Here is a 14,638-nt window from a genome sequence, read left to right as displayed (position 1 = left end):
ACACATCCCGCCAGCATTTTATGACTTAAATCATATTAGGTGAAATAATTGCAAAAAAAACTATCGAAAAACTTTTCGGTTTTCGATCAAAAGCAGTCCCTTTTTTTCGAGTGATTTTATGGAGCGGATTACGGTTTCGACCCTCAGTCCGGTCAGGTCGGCAATCTGCTGGCGGGTGAGATCTACTCTGTATTTTTCATCGGGTTGTATTTGGCTGATAGACTCCTTAAAATAATCAATCAGCTTTAAGATACGGTGTTCTGGTTCTTGAGAAGAAATTTCGGAAGCCATGACCGATTTGTAATAAAGACGCTGGGCAAGATTGACCGTCATGTTCAGGTGCGCTTCGGGATTTGAATACAGCAATTTGAAAAACGATTCTTTTGAGATGGCATAAATTTCAGAATCGGCAATAGCAACAGCATTGGCTGGATAAGGCTTGTCGATAAACAAAGGCGGCTCGCCAAAACAGTTTCCTTCGCCAAAGATGCTTTGGATAAATTCCTTGCCTTCGTCGTTGAAATTGTTCATCTTGATTTCTCCAGAATGTACTTGGAAAAAATATTTCGCAGTAGCGCCTTCCTCAAAAAGTATTTCTCCTTTTTTGAGTACGATTGTATGAGCGCCGAACGCCAACAGAAGTTGTTCTTCAATCATCTTTTTGTAAACTAAAATACCCAGCCCTTTTTGAATAGAGCTGGGTAAATTTACTAAAAAAGCAGATTGCTATTGGAGCCCATCCTTACATTTCTAGTATCGCATCATTAATAAATTTCATTTCGTCGGCAGTGATGGAAACTGCTGCGGCTTTTGCGTTTTCGATAGCCTGTGTCGCATTTCTTGCGCCTGCCAGCACTACGCTGATTCCCGGCTGCAAGCTTGTCCATCGCAAGACCAGTTGCGACAAAGAAGCGTTCTTGTTTTGCGCAATCGGCTCGATCTTGTCTAAAAGCGCTTTGACACTTTCGGCAGAAAACTGTCCGAAGTAGCCGTTTCTATGATCGTCAGACTGTAGCTTGGCCTCCTTAAAATATTTTCCGGTCAGCAGTCCTCTTTCCATAGGGCTGTAGGCGATGATTCCCATGTTTTTCTCAACAGCATAAGGCACGATGTCTTTTTCGATAGCCCTGTTTAGCATGCTGTACGAAACTTGGTTCGAAGCCAGCTGTATTGTTTTTTCTGCTTCTTTCAATTGCGAAAGGTCGTAGTTGCAGACGCCTGCAGCGCGGATTTTTCCTTGCTCCATCAAAAGATTTAAAGTTTCCATCGTCTCGTCAATCGGCGTAGTCGAGTCGGGCCAGTGAATCTGCAACAGGTCGATATAATCGGTACCGAGGCGTTTCAGGCTCTCTTCCAGTTCTTTGATGATATTTGCTTTTGAAGCATATTTATAGACTGGAAATGTTTTTCCGTCTGCAGAAGCATCAAAGAAATAATCTCCCTTTCCGTTATTGCTTCCGTCCCATACGAGGCCGAATTTTGTAAGCAGCTGTAGCTTGTCGCGGTTTTTCCCTTTGATGGCTTCCCCGATCAATTCTTCGCTCAATCCCATACCGTAGAAAGGAGCCGTATCTAGTGAAGTAACGCCGTGGTCCAGCGAAGCATGTACCGCAGCAATAGAATCCTGCTTTTCGTTGCCGCCCCACATGTTGCCGCCAATGGCAAAAGCTCCGTAAGTGATAGCCGATAATTCCAAATCCGAACTTCCTAATTTTCGATAGTCCATTATCCTATTTTTTGTGTTTTATAAATAATTACGTTTTCTTCCAGAAGCGCTTCCGAGGCCTTTACGAAATCTTGAATGTACGGCTTTGCATTATGCTCTTCCAGTCCTTTTGCATCTTTCCAGATTTCATGGAACACAAAAATGCTCGGCTCCTCATTATTCTGGTGCAGGTCGTATTGAAGGCAGGCTTCTTCTTTTTTAGAATGCAACGCCATGTTCAGCAGGTAGGTTTTTACCTCTTCCGTATGCTCGGGCCTGCTTTTGATTATTGCGGTCAAATGTATAGCCATGATTAGTTTATGAAGATTTTGCTCAAGTGCTCGTTATACAATTTCAAGTCTCTGGCGACGTCGGCATTTTTCTCGATATCATGAAAATGCATGCTTTCCAGAGGCGTCATTCCGGTAAAAGCATTCATGCGGTGAAAGCCAAACAACGGTCCGTCATCGACGCTTTTTTGCGAAAAGAACTCTCCCGGAAGCGTAAAGGCTTCTTTCGGCGCATTCCATGAAGTCGTGAGCATGTATTTTCTGCCGTGCAGCATGCCTCCGGTTCCGTAGTTGATGGCAGGGTTTTGAGAAGAACGGCCGTCGCTGTTGTAAATTCCTGTCGCATGCCCTTCCGTAAAGACCACATCTATATATTTCTTGAAGTCGTGCGGCACTTGGAACCACCAGATCGGCGTATGGTAGATGATGACATCGGCCCAGACAAACTTCTGTACTTCTTCGGCAGGGTCATAGTCGTGGTTGATATCGGTCAGCTTCACTTCAAAGTTGGGATTGTTTTTAAAAAAATTCAAAGTTTCTTGCGAGATGGTTTCGTTGAACCTTCCGCCCGAATGGCCAAATTTTTGACCTCCATTAATGATAAATATTTTTTTCATAAGTCTTCTATCTAATTGATGATGCAAATTTACGGCGGCATTATCTATTATTAAAATAACTTAATTCATACCTTTGCATCAGAATTATAATAGTTTGATCATGGTAAATCTAGAATGGTACCGGACATTTAAGGCGGTCTACAAATCGGGAACGCTAACGGGAGCTGCTGAAGTATTGTTTATTTCCCAGCCAGGAGTGAGTTTGCACTTGAGCTCGCTGGAAAATTATGTGGGCTATAAATTGTTTGACCGCACGGGCCGCAAGATGGTGCCAACGGAAAGAGGAAAGGTCCTTTATAATTTTATCATCGAAGCGATGACCAAGCTGGAAGAAGCCGAAAAGAATTTCCAGCGGAGTACCGAAAAACACACGCCCACTATCAGCGTAGGAATGTGCTTTGAGACTTTCCAGATTACGCTTGAGCAGTATATTTCTACATTGCCATTCAACGTCATCATCCAGTTCGGGGAATATCCGGAAATGGTAGAGAACTTGGAAAAAGGCATTCTGGATATTATCATCACGCCGCAGATGGTTCCGAAGAGCAGCATCGACTACCAGCCGTTTTCGTCAGAAACCATCGTATTGGTGGGAGGCAATGATATTGATGTCGCTACATTTGACGCCTTGGAAAAAGCATGCGACATAGAAGGAATAGAGGCTTGGCTGAAAGAGCAGAAATGGTACGGTACGACGGGCGATATGGAACACTTGAGACGGTTTTGGCAACTGAACTTTAACAAATACCCTGACTTCCGTCCCAATTATATCGTCCCGAACTTGAATTCTATCGTGCGTTGCCTGAGCAGCGGACAGGGACTGGCGGTAATTCCTGATTTCTTGTGCAAAAAAGAAATCGAGAGCGGACTGATCAAGATGGTCTGGAAAGGGAAGACCCCGCTAGAGAATACGCTCCATTTTGCCACACGAAAAAAGACAATCTACGCGGACGAGATTGCCTTGATTAAAAAGATATTTATAGAAGTGATGGGATAATAGCCTTATTCTTTTTTCTTCTTGAAATTAGGCATAAAAGAAATTCCGAGACTGAAATAGCCTGTAGAGTCCTGTTTGGTCGAAAAGATATAATCGTTGGTGTTTTCGCCTCTTTCGGATAATCTCGAATTAAACACATTCGACAAGCCTGTCTTGAATGTAGCAATAATCGTAGTATTGATGCGGTGTTCGTATGTAATTCCGGAACGCAGTTCTAAAACGCGGTAATCATAAACATCGGCAAAACCTGGCGCTTTATTGTAGACATAGAATCCGTCACCGTTCAATTCAGTTCCCAAAGAAAGCTTTCCGTTTTCAAATAGCGGCCTGTGAAACAAAAGGCGCTGCGGAAGGATCAAATCCATGACCCAAGGCGAGTTTTTGAACTTATGCTCCATGATAAAGGTAGGAGCGACCGGAATCGGAGAAGCAGGGTCGATAAAGATAACGGCACCCACACCAATCATCGTTCTTTCTGTTTTTTTCAAGATAATCGAAGCACCTACAAAACCTTTTAATCGCTCTACATCTTTTTCAGAACCGTCTGCCGTAAAGCTGGCATTGTAGATAAACGGCTTGTTAAACAGCCTGGCAAAATACGAAAAGCTCAATGTGGCAGAAAGGTAGTGGAAATCTACATTTTTGTTGTAAGGAGCAATTGCATCGCCGGCAACATTTTCTACATCATTAAGCTCAAAAGCCTCATATTTGTAGTTGAGCGAAGTCGTGATGTTCCATCTTGGCTTAGAGAAGATGGTAAAATTGGTATTGGCATTCAGTCGATAATGGTTCTTGATTTCCCCTTCTTCAAAGGCCCTGTCAAACAGTTCCGAGTCAAAGTCGGTCGGGAGATATTGCTGGTACTGGATGTCCAGAAAGCGCGTCGTAGGAAATCGATCTGTCACGGCTTCCTTTACTTTTTCCTTCAATTCTTCGTTTTCTTGAGCATTCACGAATGCGCAAAAGAATACTGCCAATGGCAAAAACTTTAATTTCATAGCTTGTTTATAAAAAGGTTTGTTATAATCGGTCGGAAATATTCTTTCCTAAATACTGCTCCAGGAATTTTTTTCGGAAAACATCTCCGATCGGAATTTCTGAGGTTTTTATATGGATTGTGTGGTTGTCAAAAGAATCAATGTGCTGCACGTTGACCATATACGATTTGCTGACCCTTACGAATTGGGCTTCCGGCAAATGCTGCGAAATGGTCTTGAGGTTCATGGCCGTGATGATCTTGCTGTCGTTGGCATAAATCACGACATAATCTTTCAGTCCCTCGATATAGAGCACGTCGCGAAAAAGAATCTTGTGAAATTTTCGATCCGACTTGATGAGCATAAAATCTTGTTCCAGGCTTTCGAGCGTGCTTTTTCCTTCCTTATTGGCCAGAAGCTCTTTATAAGCAAAAGCTTTTTTTATGGATTTGTCCAAGCGGCTCTTGATGATCGGCTTGACCAGATAATCTATGGCATCGACCTCATAGCTTTTCAGGGCATATTGCGAGAAGGCCGTAGTAAAAATAATCAAGGTGTTTTCAGAAATCGATTCGGCAAATTCCAGTCCATTGATTCCAGGCATCTGTATGTCCAGAAAAATCAAGTCAACGGGGTTTTCTTGCATGAATTCGCGCGCTTTCTTGGCACCATTGAAGCACCCGATTACATTCAGGTCCGGAATGTCTTGCAGCAGTAGCAGCATTCCTTCTCTTGCCAACGGCTCGTCATCAACGATTATGCAGTTCATATAGGTAGGGTTAAGGTTGCTGTATAGTTGGTGTCATTATTTTCGATCTCGAGCCTGAAATCCTTGCCATAAAGAAGTTCCAGCCTGCGCTTGATGTTGGCCAGTCCGAGGCCTCCCTTTTTGTCGCTATCGATAGGCTCTGCAGGTTTTGTGTTGGAACAGACAAAGCGCAGTTCTTTTTTATAAATCGTAAAGCTCACGTCTACTTTAGAAGGACTGTCGGCATCGGCACTGTGCTTGATCGCGTTTTCAATAAACGTAATGAACAAGTTGGGCGGAAGCACAAGCTGCGAAATCATATTTTCGTTGGAGCTTTCGTTCTGTATGCTGAGGTTGAAATTAAAATCGTCGCGGCGGATTTTCTCCAGTTCCATAAAATCGTTCAGGAATTGGATTTCCGACAGCAGCAGTACCGAATGCTGGTTGTTGTCATACAGCTGGTATCTCAAGAAATCCGAAAGTTTCATGATAATCGTAGACGCCTTGTCTGGATTTTTTTTGACGAGCACATTCACGTTGTTCAGCATATTGAAGAGAAAATGCGGATTGATCTGATTCTTCAGTTCCCGCAGTTCAATCTGGAGCGAGTTTTTTTCCAGCTCGTTGATCCTATCGCTGTCTCTTGCCCACCGCTGAAACAGCTTGATCGATGTAGAAGCAAAAACCATGAGGGTGAGCATGTTGATTGTTACGAAAAAATTCTTGAACGAGTTGCTCTCCTTTGCTTCATTTACAAAATCGTAGCCTTTCATAAAGGTTTCCGTTAACACTGTGGCTATGAGATAGCAACAGATGATAATAGTAATTAGGCTGAAAATATAAGTAAGGTACCTTCCTTTATACAGAAAAGCAGGCATGAGTACATACATGTTCAGATAGAACATGGCTAGAAAATAAATGTTCCAGATAATGCTTCTTAAATAATCATCATCCCCCACCTCTTCCGACGAGTTTCTGGAGACAATAAATATAGCAATCATATAAGCGAAAATCAGCAGATGCCTGTATATCCTGTATTTTGGAGCGATAAGAAACTCCATGAACCAGTTTTTGTTACAATTTTTGTCAAACATAGCTTTTGCTTGCTGTTAATTTTGATGCGAAGTAACTTAAAAACTGTTTAACAAGATATTATATTATACAAAACCTGAATTAAATTATACAAAACCCTATCCGAAGTATTTTTAGTACCACAATTAAGGATTTAGTATAAAATAAAAGGCGGTTCGTATAAAAAAGCCAGCCAGCTTTGGTGTTCGCTCTATTTTTGAATAAAAAAAGATGAAGATGATTCAAGCAATAGAAAACTGGATGGATGCCATAGAAAGCTCAAAGCAGAAAAAAAGGGTGAAAGAGCAAGAAATCAAAGCAATTGTTGATTTGTGGAAATTTGCTGAGTCGTATGACGGCGAGGCCATCATTTCGCAAAAAGGAGAGCTCATCATCGGGAGCTCCGAAGGCCCAGAGAAGATTAACGTGCAGTGCGCAGACCTGCTCTTGAACCAGAAAAAAAACGCCATCTCAAAAATCCTTTTAGAAATCGAAATCGAATTGACAGCTTTAGGTTCCCGATATACCGGACTCTATAATGTAGAATTCAGGAAGCCGAATGCTAATTTTGATGCTGGAGAAATGCAGAACCTGAAAAACGAAATTATTTCGGGCATCAAAGGCGAGGTCATCTTATATAAATATGTAGAACGCATCCGCAAGCTGCCTTCTTCGGAACTCAAAATTGTCAACCGCGATTTCAAGATTGTCGAGTGCAGCAGCAGCGCTATTGCAGGAATCATTGCCAAGAGCCAGCCGATTCAAGCGGTGCACGAAAAACAATGGCTCGTCTTAATCTTAAGCTCTATCGACCATTGCTGCAAGTCGTTCTTGATTGATGAGGCGATACAGGCCAAGACTTTCGAATCGGATTTTGACAAGATCTTTATTTTTGATTTCTATACGTCAGAAATTATCGAACTGAATGTCGCATTTGGCGTTCAGAACCCCGCGGATGGCGTTCCATCACCCGCGAATGGCGTTGCCTGACGCCAAAAGACACGTTCCGAACGCCAAAATTGGCGTAGGGTAACGCCAATTTATACGTCAAGAACCCCACGAATGGCGTTCCGAACGCCATCGGCGGGGTTCCGAGGGCCGTGCGCGGGTGATGGAACGCCATTTACGGCTCTTTTTGCCTCAAAAAAGCATCAATCATACCCTTCTGCGCAGTCTGTTGCACTCTTCTGGGCTGCAATTGATAAAAACACGCACCCTACCGAGGCCGAGTCTAGAAAAGGCCTTCGATAGAAAGGTAGCGTTCCCCCGTATCATAATTAAAAGTCAGTATTCGCGCATCGTCTGGCAGCGAAGCTATTTTTTTTGCGACAGCGGCCAAAGAAGCGCCTGTAGAAATTCCTGCCAAGATGCCCTCTTTTTTTGCAACAGCCCTCGCATAGTCAAAAGCATCTTCCTTGCTTACCTGAATGATTTCATCAATTGCATCGCCGTGGTAGTTCTGTGGCACAAAACCAGCGCCGATTCCTTGGATAGGATGGGGCGATGGGCTTCCGCCGCTCAAGACTGGCGACAGTTCGGGCTCGACGGCTATGACTTTCAGGTTAGGGAACTTTTTCTTCAGGACTTCGGCTACGCCCGTGATATGTCCGCCGGTGCCCACACCCGTGATGATATAATCCAGTCCGTCCGGAAAATCCTCTAGTATTTCTTGAGCCGTAGTGTTTTTATGTACTTCCACGTTCGCAGGATTCTCAAACTGTTTCGGCGACCAAGCATTGGGCGTTTCGGCTACCAGTTCATTGGCTCTTTCGATAGCCCCTTTCATTCCTTTCTCGCGCGGCGTCAGCTCGAACTCGGCGCCGTAAATTTCCATCAATTTTCGGCGCTCCACGCTCATGGATTCTGGCATGACTAAAATGACCTTATAGCCTTTGACTGCCGCCACGATCGCCAGTCCGATTCCGGTATTGCCCGATGTCGGCTCAATAATCACGCTGCCCGGCTTGAGCAGTCCTTTTGCCTCAGCATCTTCGATCATGGCCAAGGCGATACGGTCTTTGATACTGTTTCCGGGATTGTTTCTTTCTAGTTTTATCCAGATGTTCTTGGTCTCGCCAAACAATCGGTTGATTTTCACCACGGGCGTCTTGCCGATGGTTTCTAAAATACTATTTGCTTTCATGTTCTTTCTATTTTTTAAATTTAAGGATGCTTTTTATTTAGATGCTGAAATTGAGCGCTTCTGGAAATACCTGCTTGCTCTTGATGATGATTTCGCTTTTGTGGAAGACGAGCGATTCTGCCGGAATGGAATTGGTAATCCAGACGTTGCCTCCGATGACAGCTCCTTTTCCGACGACCGTGCTGCCGCCCAAAATGGTCGCGTTGGAATAGATAATCACGCCGTCTTCGATGGTCGGATGCCGTTTTTCTTCGGCCTTGTCTTTGCTCACGCTTAGAGCGCCTAGGGTAACGCCTTGGTAAATTTTCACGTCGTTTCCTATAATAGTCGTCTCGCCGATAACCGCTCCCGTTCCGTGGTCGATAAAAAACCGTTCGCCGATAACCGCTCCCGGATGGATGTCAATTCCGGTGGCACTGTGGGCATATTCCGAAACCAGTCGGGCCAAGGTAAGCGCCTTTTCTTGCCACAATATATGAGCGGTGCGGTAGACCGTGACCGCAAAGAATCCAGGATAGGCGAGGATGACTTCGTTTCTTGATTTGGCCGCAGGGTCAAATTCCAGCACGGCTTTTAAGTCTTCCGATAGCAGCTTGTGCAGCGAGGCTGCGTTCTCAAAAAAGGCTTCGGATAGTTGCGAGGCTTCTTTTTCAGCAAACGATTCGGCTTCTAAGAGTTCTTTCAGCAGCAGTTTCAGTTCAAATTCCTTCTTTTCGAAAAAGCTAAAATCAATATATTCTTTCTGGCTGCAGAAAAGCCAGGACGCTAATTCGGTAATCCAATAGCTCGCTTTTTTCTTGTCCAGAAAAATCTTTTTCTCCGAAAAATTAGACTGGTAGAGCGATTTGTTTTTTGACTTCTCGGGCATGGCAAGAGGGATTCGTTTTTTAAAGTTTGACATTCGTTTGTTCTGTGATATAGAAAAAGCCTGTTGAGAATTTCAAGAGGCTTTGGCGGGGCTAATTATATCGGGGCGTTATAAATAGGGCGGCTACCTCTGGACCACAAAAGCAGACAGCAGCACATTTCGTTTAAAAGTGATAAGTTTGAAACCATAGTTTATATAATGCTTTAAATAACAAAAACTCCCCAATTTCTTGAGGAGTTTTTGTTATGCTTGAATCGTTTTATAAATTGCTAAAGCTGACAAATCACTCCTCGTTTTTCGAGCAGCAGATGCAAGCCATACGCTTCATTATAAATGGATTGTTCATTAATTTCTTTCTAAAATCAGTACAGTAAACTTATAAAGTTTTCTCCACTTTTCAAACTTTAAATCGGCTGTTAACACCGAAATCAGAAATTGTTTTTTTAAGGTTTAAAAAATTGAAGTATCGATTTTTTTGAGGCCCTATTCTGTTATAAAATCTAATAATTGTCAAGATTTGGGAAATTGAAATGTTAAAGAGAAGCCTTTCTTTTCTAGCCTGATTATCTTTTTATAATCTTTTTAGCGAATGACGTTCCGTCTGTAGTACTGCCTTTAAGAAAATACGTTCCGGCAGCCAGCGCGCTGATGTCGATATTCTCGCTTCGATTGGTCTGCAGCACCTTTTGTCCGGTAATTGTATAAAATGCCGCTTCCGCTAGTGCTGCATTGGAAGGCAATGCGATAGAAACAGTCGCTTGAACCGGATTTGGATATACTGCAAAAGAAGGATTCTCAACAGGAGTCGTGCCCAAGCTTCCGCTGGTGATTATAAAATTGTCATAATACGCATTACCGCCATAATTATTGTGCAGCATAGTAAAGCCGGCAATCTCCAGATCGGTATAATTGTCGATGGTTTTTTCTAAGACATTATTGACATAGTACTTGATTGCATCTGCAGTAACCTCAATCTTGATGGCGACCCATTGGTTAGGAGTCCACTCGGCCTCGGCATAGAGAATGCCGTAATTTACATCTTTGATCAAGTAGATATACCCTCTGTTTTCGATGCCGACTCCGGCAACAGGCACATATTCTTCGTTGCCGTCTATGGCAAAGAGCGTGAATTCAAAGTCAGAGCCCTGCTGTTCTGTAGCCAATACATCATAAGTGATGGTGAAATTAGCAAACCCCTGAGGCACATCGAAAATTTTTGAAGCCCCGAATATCGGTAAAAACTGGTCGTTAAAGCTAGGCTCGAAAGCATTTTTAAAAGAAAAACTGCCAGCAGAAGCCTTTTCATTGCTTACGACCTGATTGAGAAGAAAGCCGCCAGAGCCTTCTGTCACTTCCCAGCCATTTTGCTGGTGTAAGGTTCCGGGCTGATAGCCTTCTGACGTTTCGAAAGAAATGGTCTGCTGGGCAAAGGCTGCTGCTGACGTGAACGCAAGAAATAAGGTGTAGATCGTTTTCATAGTTATCTGGTTTTAATGTTATCTAAATTTAATCCGCAGAAAACAGGGCGCAGGACAATTCCTGACAAGTTTTCGCTTGCGAAATGTTGTTACTGTTGCTCTAAATAGCTTGGCTGCGGCCCTAGAAATAAAGGCCGTCAGTTTTTTTGGGAATCCTATCGCCGGGCGGGAATAACGGCAGTTTACAGAGAAGCGAAAATTAGGCGTTATTTTATCTTGAAGTTTCACGGCAATTAAAAACTTATTAACAATTTGCCTGAGAAAGCAGATTTTTGCAACATATTTTAGGCGTAAAAGCGGTGTTTGCATTTCGGCAGAATAGGAATTGTAAAGAATTTTAATAGTTTTGTAAACAATTCAGAAGCATATACCACAGTCCCCCTATAAAACCTATGGCAAATTTTGTTTTTTACCTGACATTATTTTTTTGTGTTCTTTTACCCCAACAGTCGCACTCCCAAAATACTGCAGATTCACTGCAGACCCTCCTAAAAAAAGCAGAAGAGCCTCGAAAAGGCGAGCTCAACCTGGAAATTGCGAGACATTTTTTGCCAACCCATCAAGATTCTTGCATCTACTACAGCCGCATTGCGCAAGCCATCGGAAAAAAAACAAACAATCAGACCGTCGTGATCCGTTCGTATGCGTTGATTGCAGAAGCCTATCAGAAACAAAACAAGATGAAGGAAGCCATTGCTTCTTACCTAAAAGGTCTTGAGCTGGCTGAAAAGCACAATGAAAAATCCCTAGCGGGAACACTATACAACGGCATAGGCACTTGTTATTTTTACCTGAACGATCCAAAGAAAGCAGAGTCCTATCTGAAGCAGGCGGCGCAGGCTAAGAAAGAGGCGAACGACTACCAATACTATTCCTTTATCGCCGCAAATCTCGCGGCTCTGCAGATCATGAACCAATCTTTTGATGAGGCCATAAAGACGCTGAAGGAAGCAGAAAGAACACTTCTAAAAAACAAGCAGGACAATTATCTGGCCACAGTCTATAACTCTCTCGGGGCGGCCTATCAGGGTACAAAATCGGATTCTTGCGTTTACTATTACGAAAAAGGCCTTGTGCTTTCTGAAAAAAACAAGGACTATCTCAACATGATGACTACCCATCAGAATTTGGGCGATTATTATCTGGAGAAGAAAAACTACTCCAAAGCAATCGAATACATGAAAAAAGCGATTGCCGTAAATGAATTGAGGCCAGAAGACCCCTATAAGCCTGCTTTGTTTGAAAGGATGAGCGCTTTATATGAGTCGATGGGAGACTTTAAAAATGCCCATCATTATAAAAAGCTGGAAACCGAAACGCGCCAGCGCCTGCTTGCAGCAACCAACAAAAAAGAAATCGAAGAACTGGAAATCAAATACCAAACCGAAAAAAAGGAAAAAGAAATCCAGCGGCACAAGCATGCAATTGAAAAAGCTAAAAACCAGCAGATTTGGCTTTTATTCGGTGCCGTTTCGCTGTTTGTGATTGCCGGATTCATTATGTACCTGATCTTCCAGAGAAGAAAGATTACCCGAAAATTTGAGCAGGAAAAACTCAGGCTGTTCGAAAACATAGTACATGACATAAAAACACCGCTCACGCTTATCGACGGACCTATCCAGATGATGAAGCAGCATCCGGAGACCCCGCATCAGGAGCAGCTGGTCTTGATGGAACGCAATTCGAAAAAGCTGATGGGCTTGGTCAATGAACTGCTGGACGCGTCAAAATTGCGAAAAGGAAACTTTCAGCTGCATTACACGACCGGAAATCTTGATGGTTTTATTGAAAACAACATCGACAGTTTTGCAGGCGAAGCAAAATTCAAAGACATACGTATTGTCCACACTAAGAATAATGCCGAAAAACACTATTCATTTCCTTCAAATGCTTTAGAAAAGATACTTTCCAATCTTATCGGGAATGCTGTAAAATATTGTCCTCCAACATCAGAAATCCAAGTCACGTCTATCCTAGAGGTTGGCAAGCTGATAATCCGCGTAAATGATAACGGTCCGGGAATTCCCAAGCAAGAACAGAAAAAAGTGTTCCAGCGTTTTTTCAGAGGAAAAGAAACGTCGGATGTCAATGGCACGGGCATAGGCTTGTCATTGGTGAAAGAATTGGTAGACTTGGCGCAAGGAACAATCGAGCTTCAAAGCAGTCCTGCGGGAACCACATTTATCGTGTCTCTTCCGATACAAGAATTTACTGCTGCGGTTGATACAACGATTCATAATGATGGCATTCCGTTACTCCTATTAGTAGAGGATGACGCCGATACAGCCGTTTTCAGTATGTCTGTACTGAAAGAAAACTTCCAGGTCCTGCATGCCAAAAACGGACAGGAAGCTATAGGCATGATTCGTGAAAATTTGCCAGATATTGTCCTTTCCGACATCATGATGCCAGAAAAAGACGGAATCGAATTGCTGCAGGAAATCCGTGCAGACGAATTGACAAGCCATCTGCCTGTTGTCTTGTTTTCTGCAAAAGCCTCGCTGGAAAGCCGTTTGAAAGGACTGCAGCACGGAGCCGACGCTTATATTTCGAAACCTTTTTCACCAGAAGAATTAAAGCTGACGATACAGAACTTGTTTGCCACTGTCCAGCGAAATAAAGAAGCGTATAAAGACTCCATCCAATCTGAAAAAACATTCGAAGAACGAACCAAGAGCCAAAACGCATACGTCAATAAAGTTATCGCTAGCATCATCAGCAATATCGATAATCAAGATTATTCGGTTACAGAACTTTCTAATGACATGTCGGTCAGCCGAAGCCAGCTTCATCGAAAATTAACGGCACTCACAGGATTCTCCACAACCAATTTCATCAGCATGATTCGTCTTGAAAAAGCCAAAGACCTTTTGTCTGGCAACGAAGGAAACATCACCGAAATTGCGTATAAATGCGGCTTCAGCAGCCAATCCTATTTCACAAAATCCTTTACGGAATACTTTGGAAAATCACCAAGCCACTTTCTTAAAAAGTAGTGATTTTCAGTTAAATGCAACAATGATGCATAATCTGGCAACATGATTACATAACTAATTGTGGCCAGAAATCTAAATTTACCGACGTAATCAACAATCAAAATCAATAACTATTTATGACAAAACGTCTCTTACTCTTTTTTGTCTTTTTTTGGCACATTACCTCCTATGCCAATGACGAATGCTCTAATGCAATACAATTAACTCCGAGCGCTAACTGTACTAACATAAGCGGAACATTTAATGGAATGACTCTTAGCGGAGCTGCCCCTACCTGCGCGCCAAATGCCTCGCAGGACGTATGGTATAGGTTTACGGCTACCGAGCAGACGATGGCCATATCCGTTTCCAGGGCCACGACGGGCTGGACGATGTACTTTGCCATGGAAATCTACGAGGACAGCTGCACGGGCAACCGATTCAAGTGCATTGCCTCTGACATGAATTCCGTGGGCTACTATAATACAGACTTTGTGGTGGGCAGGACCTACTACGTGCGCGTGCTGAATGCTTCGGCGACCATCCATACGCTGGGCTTCAACATCTGCCTGCAGGCCTTGCCGAAGCCGGCGAACGATACCTGCGCGAATGCCGCGCTGCTGGCACCTAATAGTACCTGCACCAATACCTTCGGCACGTTCAGCGGCGCGCTGCAGGACGGGGCAGCACCGTCGTGTGCGCCAGGCTCCTCGCAGGACGTATGGTACAGGTTCACGGCTACCGAGCAGACGATGGCCATATCCGTTTC

At 43.4% G+C, this 14,638-nt stretch carries 14 protein-coding genes; 4 read left to right on the top strand and 10 right to left on the bottom strand.

The genetic code is table 11. From position 1 onward, the window contains the following. Window positions 1–60: 60 nt before the first annotated feature. The 4 genes from CLV94_RS05585 to CLV94_RS05570 all read right to left on the bottom strand — a co-directional run bounded on the left by CLV94_RS05585 (window position 61) and on the right by CLV94_RS05570 (window position 2,612). On the bottom strand, window positions 61–657 hold the full coding sequence (locus CLV94_RS05585; RefSeq protein WP_121375434.1) for a Crp/Fnr family transcriptional regulator: 597 nt from the start codon (window positions 655–657) through the stop codon (window positions 61–63). Window positions 658–742: 85 nt separating this feature from the next. Then, window positions 743–1,726, bottom strand: a complete 984-nt coding sequence (locus CLV94_RS05580) for an aldo/keto reductase (RefSeq protein ID WP_121375433.1) — start codon at window positions 1,724–1,726, stop codon at window positions 743–745. After that, window positions 1,726–2,016 (bottom strand): putative quinol monooxygenase, encoded by a 291-nt coding sequence (locus CLV94_RS05575; RefSeq protein ID WP_121375432.1) that lies wholly within the window; start codon window positions 2,014–2,016, stop codon window positions 1,726–1,728. The genes CLV94_RS05580 and CLV94_RS05575 overlap by 1 nt, the downstream gene beginning before the upstream one ends. A gap of 2 nt (window positions 2,017–2,018) precedes the next feature. Beyond that, window positions 2,019–2,612 carry an NAD(P)H-dependent oxidoreductase gene (locus CLV94_RS05570; RefSeq protein ID WP_121375431.1) on the bottom strand — a complete coding sequence of 198 codons (594 nt, stop codon included), beginning with the start codon at window positions 2,610–2,612 and terminating at the stop codon, window positions 2,019–2,021. A gap of 100 nt (window positions 2,613–2,712) precedes the next feature. Between CLV94_RS05570 and CLV94_RS05565 the strand changes: the two genes are divergently transcribed. Beyond that, complete coding sequence (locus tag CLV94_RS05565) at window positions 2,713–3,609, top strand: LysR family transcriptional regulator (RefSeq protein WP_121375430.1); 897 nt, start codon at window positions 2,713–2,715, stop codon at window positions 3,607–3,609. A 5-nt stretch (window positions 3,610–3,614) separates the two neighbouring features. Here CLV94_RS05565 and CLV94_RS05560 read toward each other — a convergent pair whose 3' ends face one another. From CLV94_RS05560 to CLV94_RS05550, 3 genes are read right to left on the bottom strand one after another with little or no spacing between them, the layout of a single operon-like run. After that, window positions 3,615–4,607, bottom strand: coding sequence for a hypothetical protein (locus tag CLV94_RS05560; protein ID WP_121375429.1), 993 nt, complete (start codon window positions 4,605–4,607; stop codon window positions 3,615–3,617). A gap of 22 nt (window positions 4,608–4,629) precedes the next feature. Continuing rightward, on the bottom strand, window positions 4,630–5,355 hold the full coding sequence (locus CLV94_RS05555) for a LytR/AlgR family response regulator transcription factor (RefSeq protein ID WP_121375428.1): 726 nt from the start codon (window positions 5,353–5,355) through the stop codon (window positions 4,630–4,632). Further along, the gene (locus CLV94_RS05550; RefSeq protein ID WP_170148754.1) at window positions 5,352–6,395 is read right to left on the bottom strand and encodes a sensor histidine kinase; all 1,044 of its coding nucleotides are present in this window, start codon (window positions 6,393–6,395) and stop codon (window positions 5,352–5,354) included. Before CLV94_RS05550 ends, CLV94_RS05555 begins: the two co-directional genes overlap by 4 nt. Before the next feature lie 247 nt (window positions 6,396–6,642). On the opposite strand from CLV94_RS05550, the gene CLV94_RS05545 reads away from it, so the two are divergent. Next, on the top strand, window positions 6,643–7,395 hold the full coding sequence (locus tag CLV94_RS05545) for a hypothetical protein (protein ID WP_121375426.1): 753 nt from the start codon (window positions 6,643–6,645) through the stop codon (window positions 7,393–7,395). A 241-nt stretch (window positions 7,396–7,636) separates the two neighbouring features. On the opposite strand, the gene cysK is transcribed toward CLV94_RS05545, so the two are convergent. The 3 genes from cysK to CLV94_RS05525 form a co-directional block, all read right to left on the bottom strand. Next, window positions 7,637–8,548, bottom strand: coding sequence for a cysteine synthase A (gene cysK / locus CLV94_RS05535; RefSeq protein ID WP_121375424.1), 912 nt, complete (start codon window positions 8,546–8,548; stop codon window positions 7,637–7,639). 37 nt (window positions 8,549–8,585) lie between these two features. Beyond that, window positions 8,586–9,449, bottom strand: coding sequence for a serine O-acetyltransferase EpsC (epsC, locus tag CLV94_RS05530; RefSeq protein ID WP_245982453.1), 864 nt, complete (start codon window positions 9,447–9,449; stop codon window positions 8,586–8,588). Window positions 9,450–9,979: 530 nt separating this feature from the next. Then, window positions 9,980–10,894: a T9SS type A sorting domain-containing protein gene (locus tag CLV94_RS05525; protein ID WP_121375423.1), complete on the bottom strand. Its 915-nt coding sequence runs from the start codon at window positions 10,892–10,894 to the stop codon at window positions 9,980–9,982. Window positions 10,895–11,286: 392 nt separating this feature from the next. Here CLV94_RS05525 and CLV94_RS05520 point away from each other — a divergent pair, with 392 nt between their 5' ends. After that, window positions 11,287–13,890, top strand: a complete 2,604-nt coding sequence (locus tag CLV94_RS05520) for a hybrid sensor histidine kinase/response regulator transcription factor (RefSeq protein WP_121375422.1) — start codon at window positions 11,287–11,289, stop codon at window positions 13,888–13,890. Between the two features lie 116 nt (window positions 13,891–14,006). Further along, window positions 14,007–14,638 (top strand): hypothetical protein (locus tag CLV94_RS17020; protein WP_449404035.1); only part of this gene is annotated, 632 nt, incomplete at its 3' end.

The organism is Flavobacterium endophyticum, from assembly GCF_003634455.1.
GTDB classification, from domain to species: Bacteria; Bacteroidota; Bacteroidia; order Flavobacteriales; family Flavobacteriaceae; genus Flavobacterium; species Flavobacterium endophyticum.
The sequence above is the reverse complement of the archived record's forward strand: the minus strand, read 5'-3'. Positions and strand labels throughout refer to the sequence as shown.

Coding starts and splice junctions, on each gene's coding strand:
- CLV94_RS05585 (WP_121375434.1), bottom strand. CDS start 657: ATGATTGAAGAACAACTTCTGTTGGCGTTCGGCGCTCATACAATCGTA.
- CLV94_RS05580 (WP_121375433.1), bottom strand. CDS start 1,726: ATGGACTATCGAAAATTAGGAAGTTCGGATTTGGAATTATCGGCTATC.
- CLV94_RS05575 (WP_121375432.1), bottom strand. CDS start 2,016: ATGGCTATACATTTGACCGCAATAATCAAAAGCAGGCCCGAGCATACG.
- CLV94_RS05570 (WP_121375431.1), bottom strand. CDS start 2,612: ATGAAAAAAATATTTATCATTAATGGAGGTCAAAAATTTGGCCATTCG.
- CLV94_RS05565 (WP_121375430.1), top strand. CDS start 2,713: ATGGTAAATCTAGAATGGTACCGGACATTTAAGGCGGTCTACAAATCG.
- CLV94_RS05560 (WP_121375429.1), bottom strand. CDS start 4,607: ATGAAATTAAAGTTTTTGCCATTGGCAGTATTCTTTTGCGCATTCGTG.
- CLV94_RS05555 (WP_121375428.1), bottom strand. CDS start 5,355: ATGAACTGCATAATCGTTGATGACGAGCCGTTGGCAAGAGAAGGAATG.
- CLV94_RS05550 (WP_170148754.1), bottom strand. CDS start 6,395: ATGGAGTTTCTTATCGCTCCAAAATACAGGATATACAGGCATCTGCTG.
- CLV94_RS05545 (WP_121375426.1), top strand. CDS start 6,643: ATGATTCAAGCAATAGAAAACTGGATGGATGCCATAGAAAGCTCAAAG.
- cysK (WP_121375424.1), bottom strand. CDS start 8,548: ATGAAAGCAAATAGTATTTTAGAAACCATCGGCAAGACGCCCGTGGTG.
- epsC (WP_245982453.1), bottom strand. CDS start 9,449: ATGTCAAACTTTAAAAAACGAATCCCTCTTGCCATGCCCGAGAAGTCA.
- CLV94_RS05525 (WP_121375423.1), bottom strand. CDS start 10,894: ATGAAAACGATCTACACCTTATTTCTTGCGTTCACGTCAGCAGCAGCC.
- CLV94_RS05520 (WP_121375422.1), top strand. CDS start 11,287: ATGGCAAATTTTGTTTTTTACCTGACATTATTTTTTTGTGTTCTTTTA.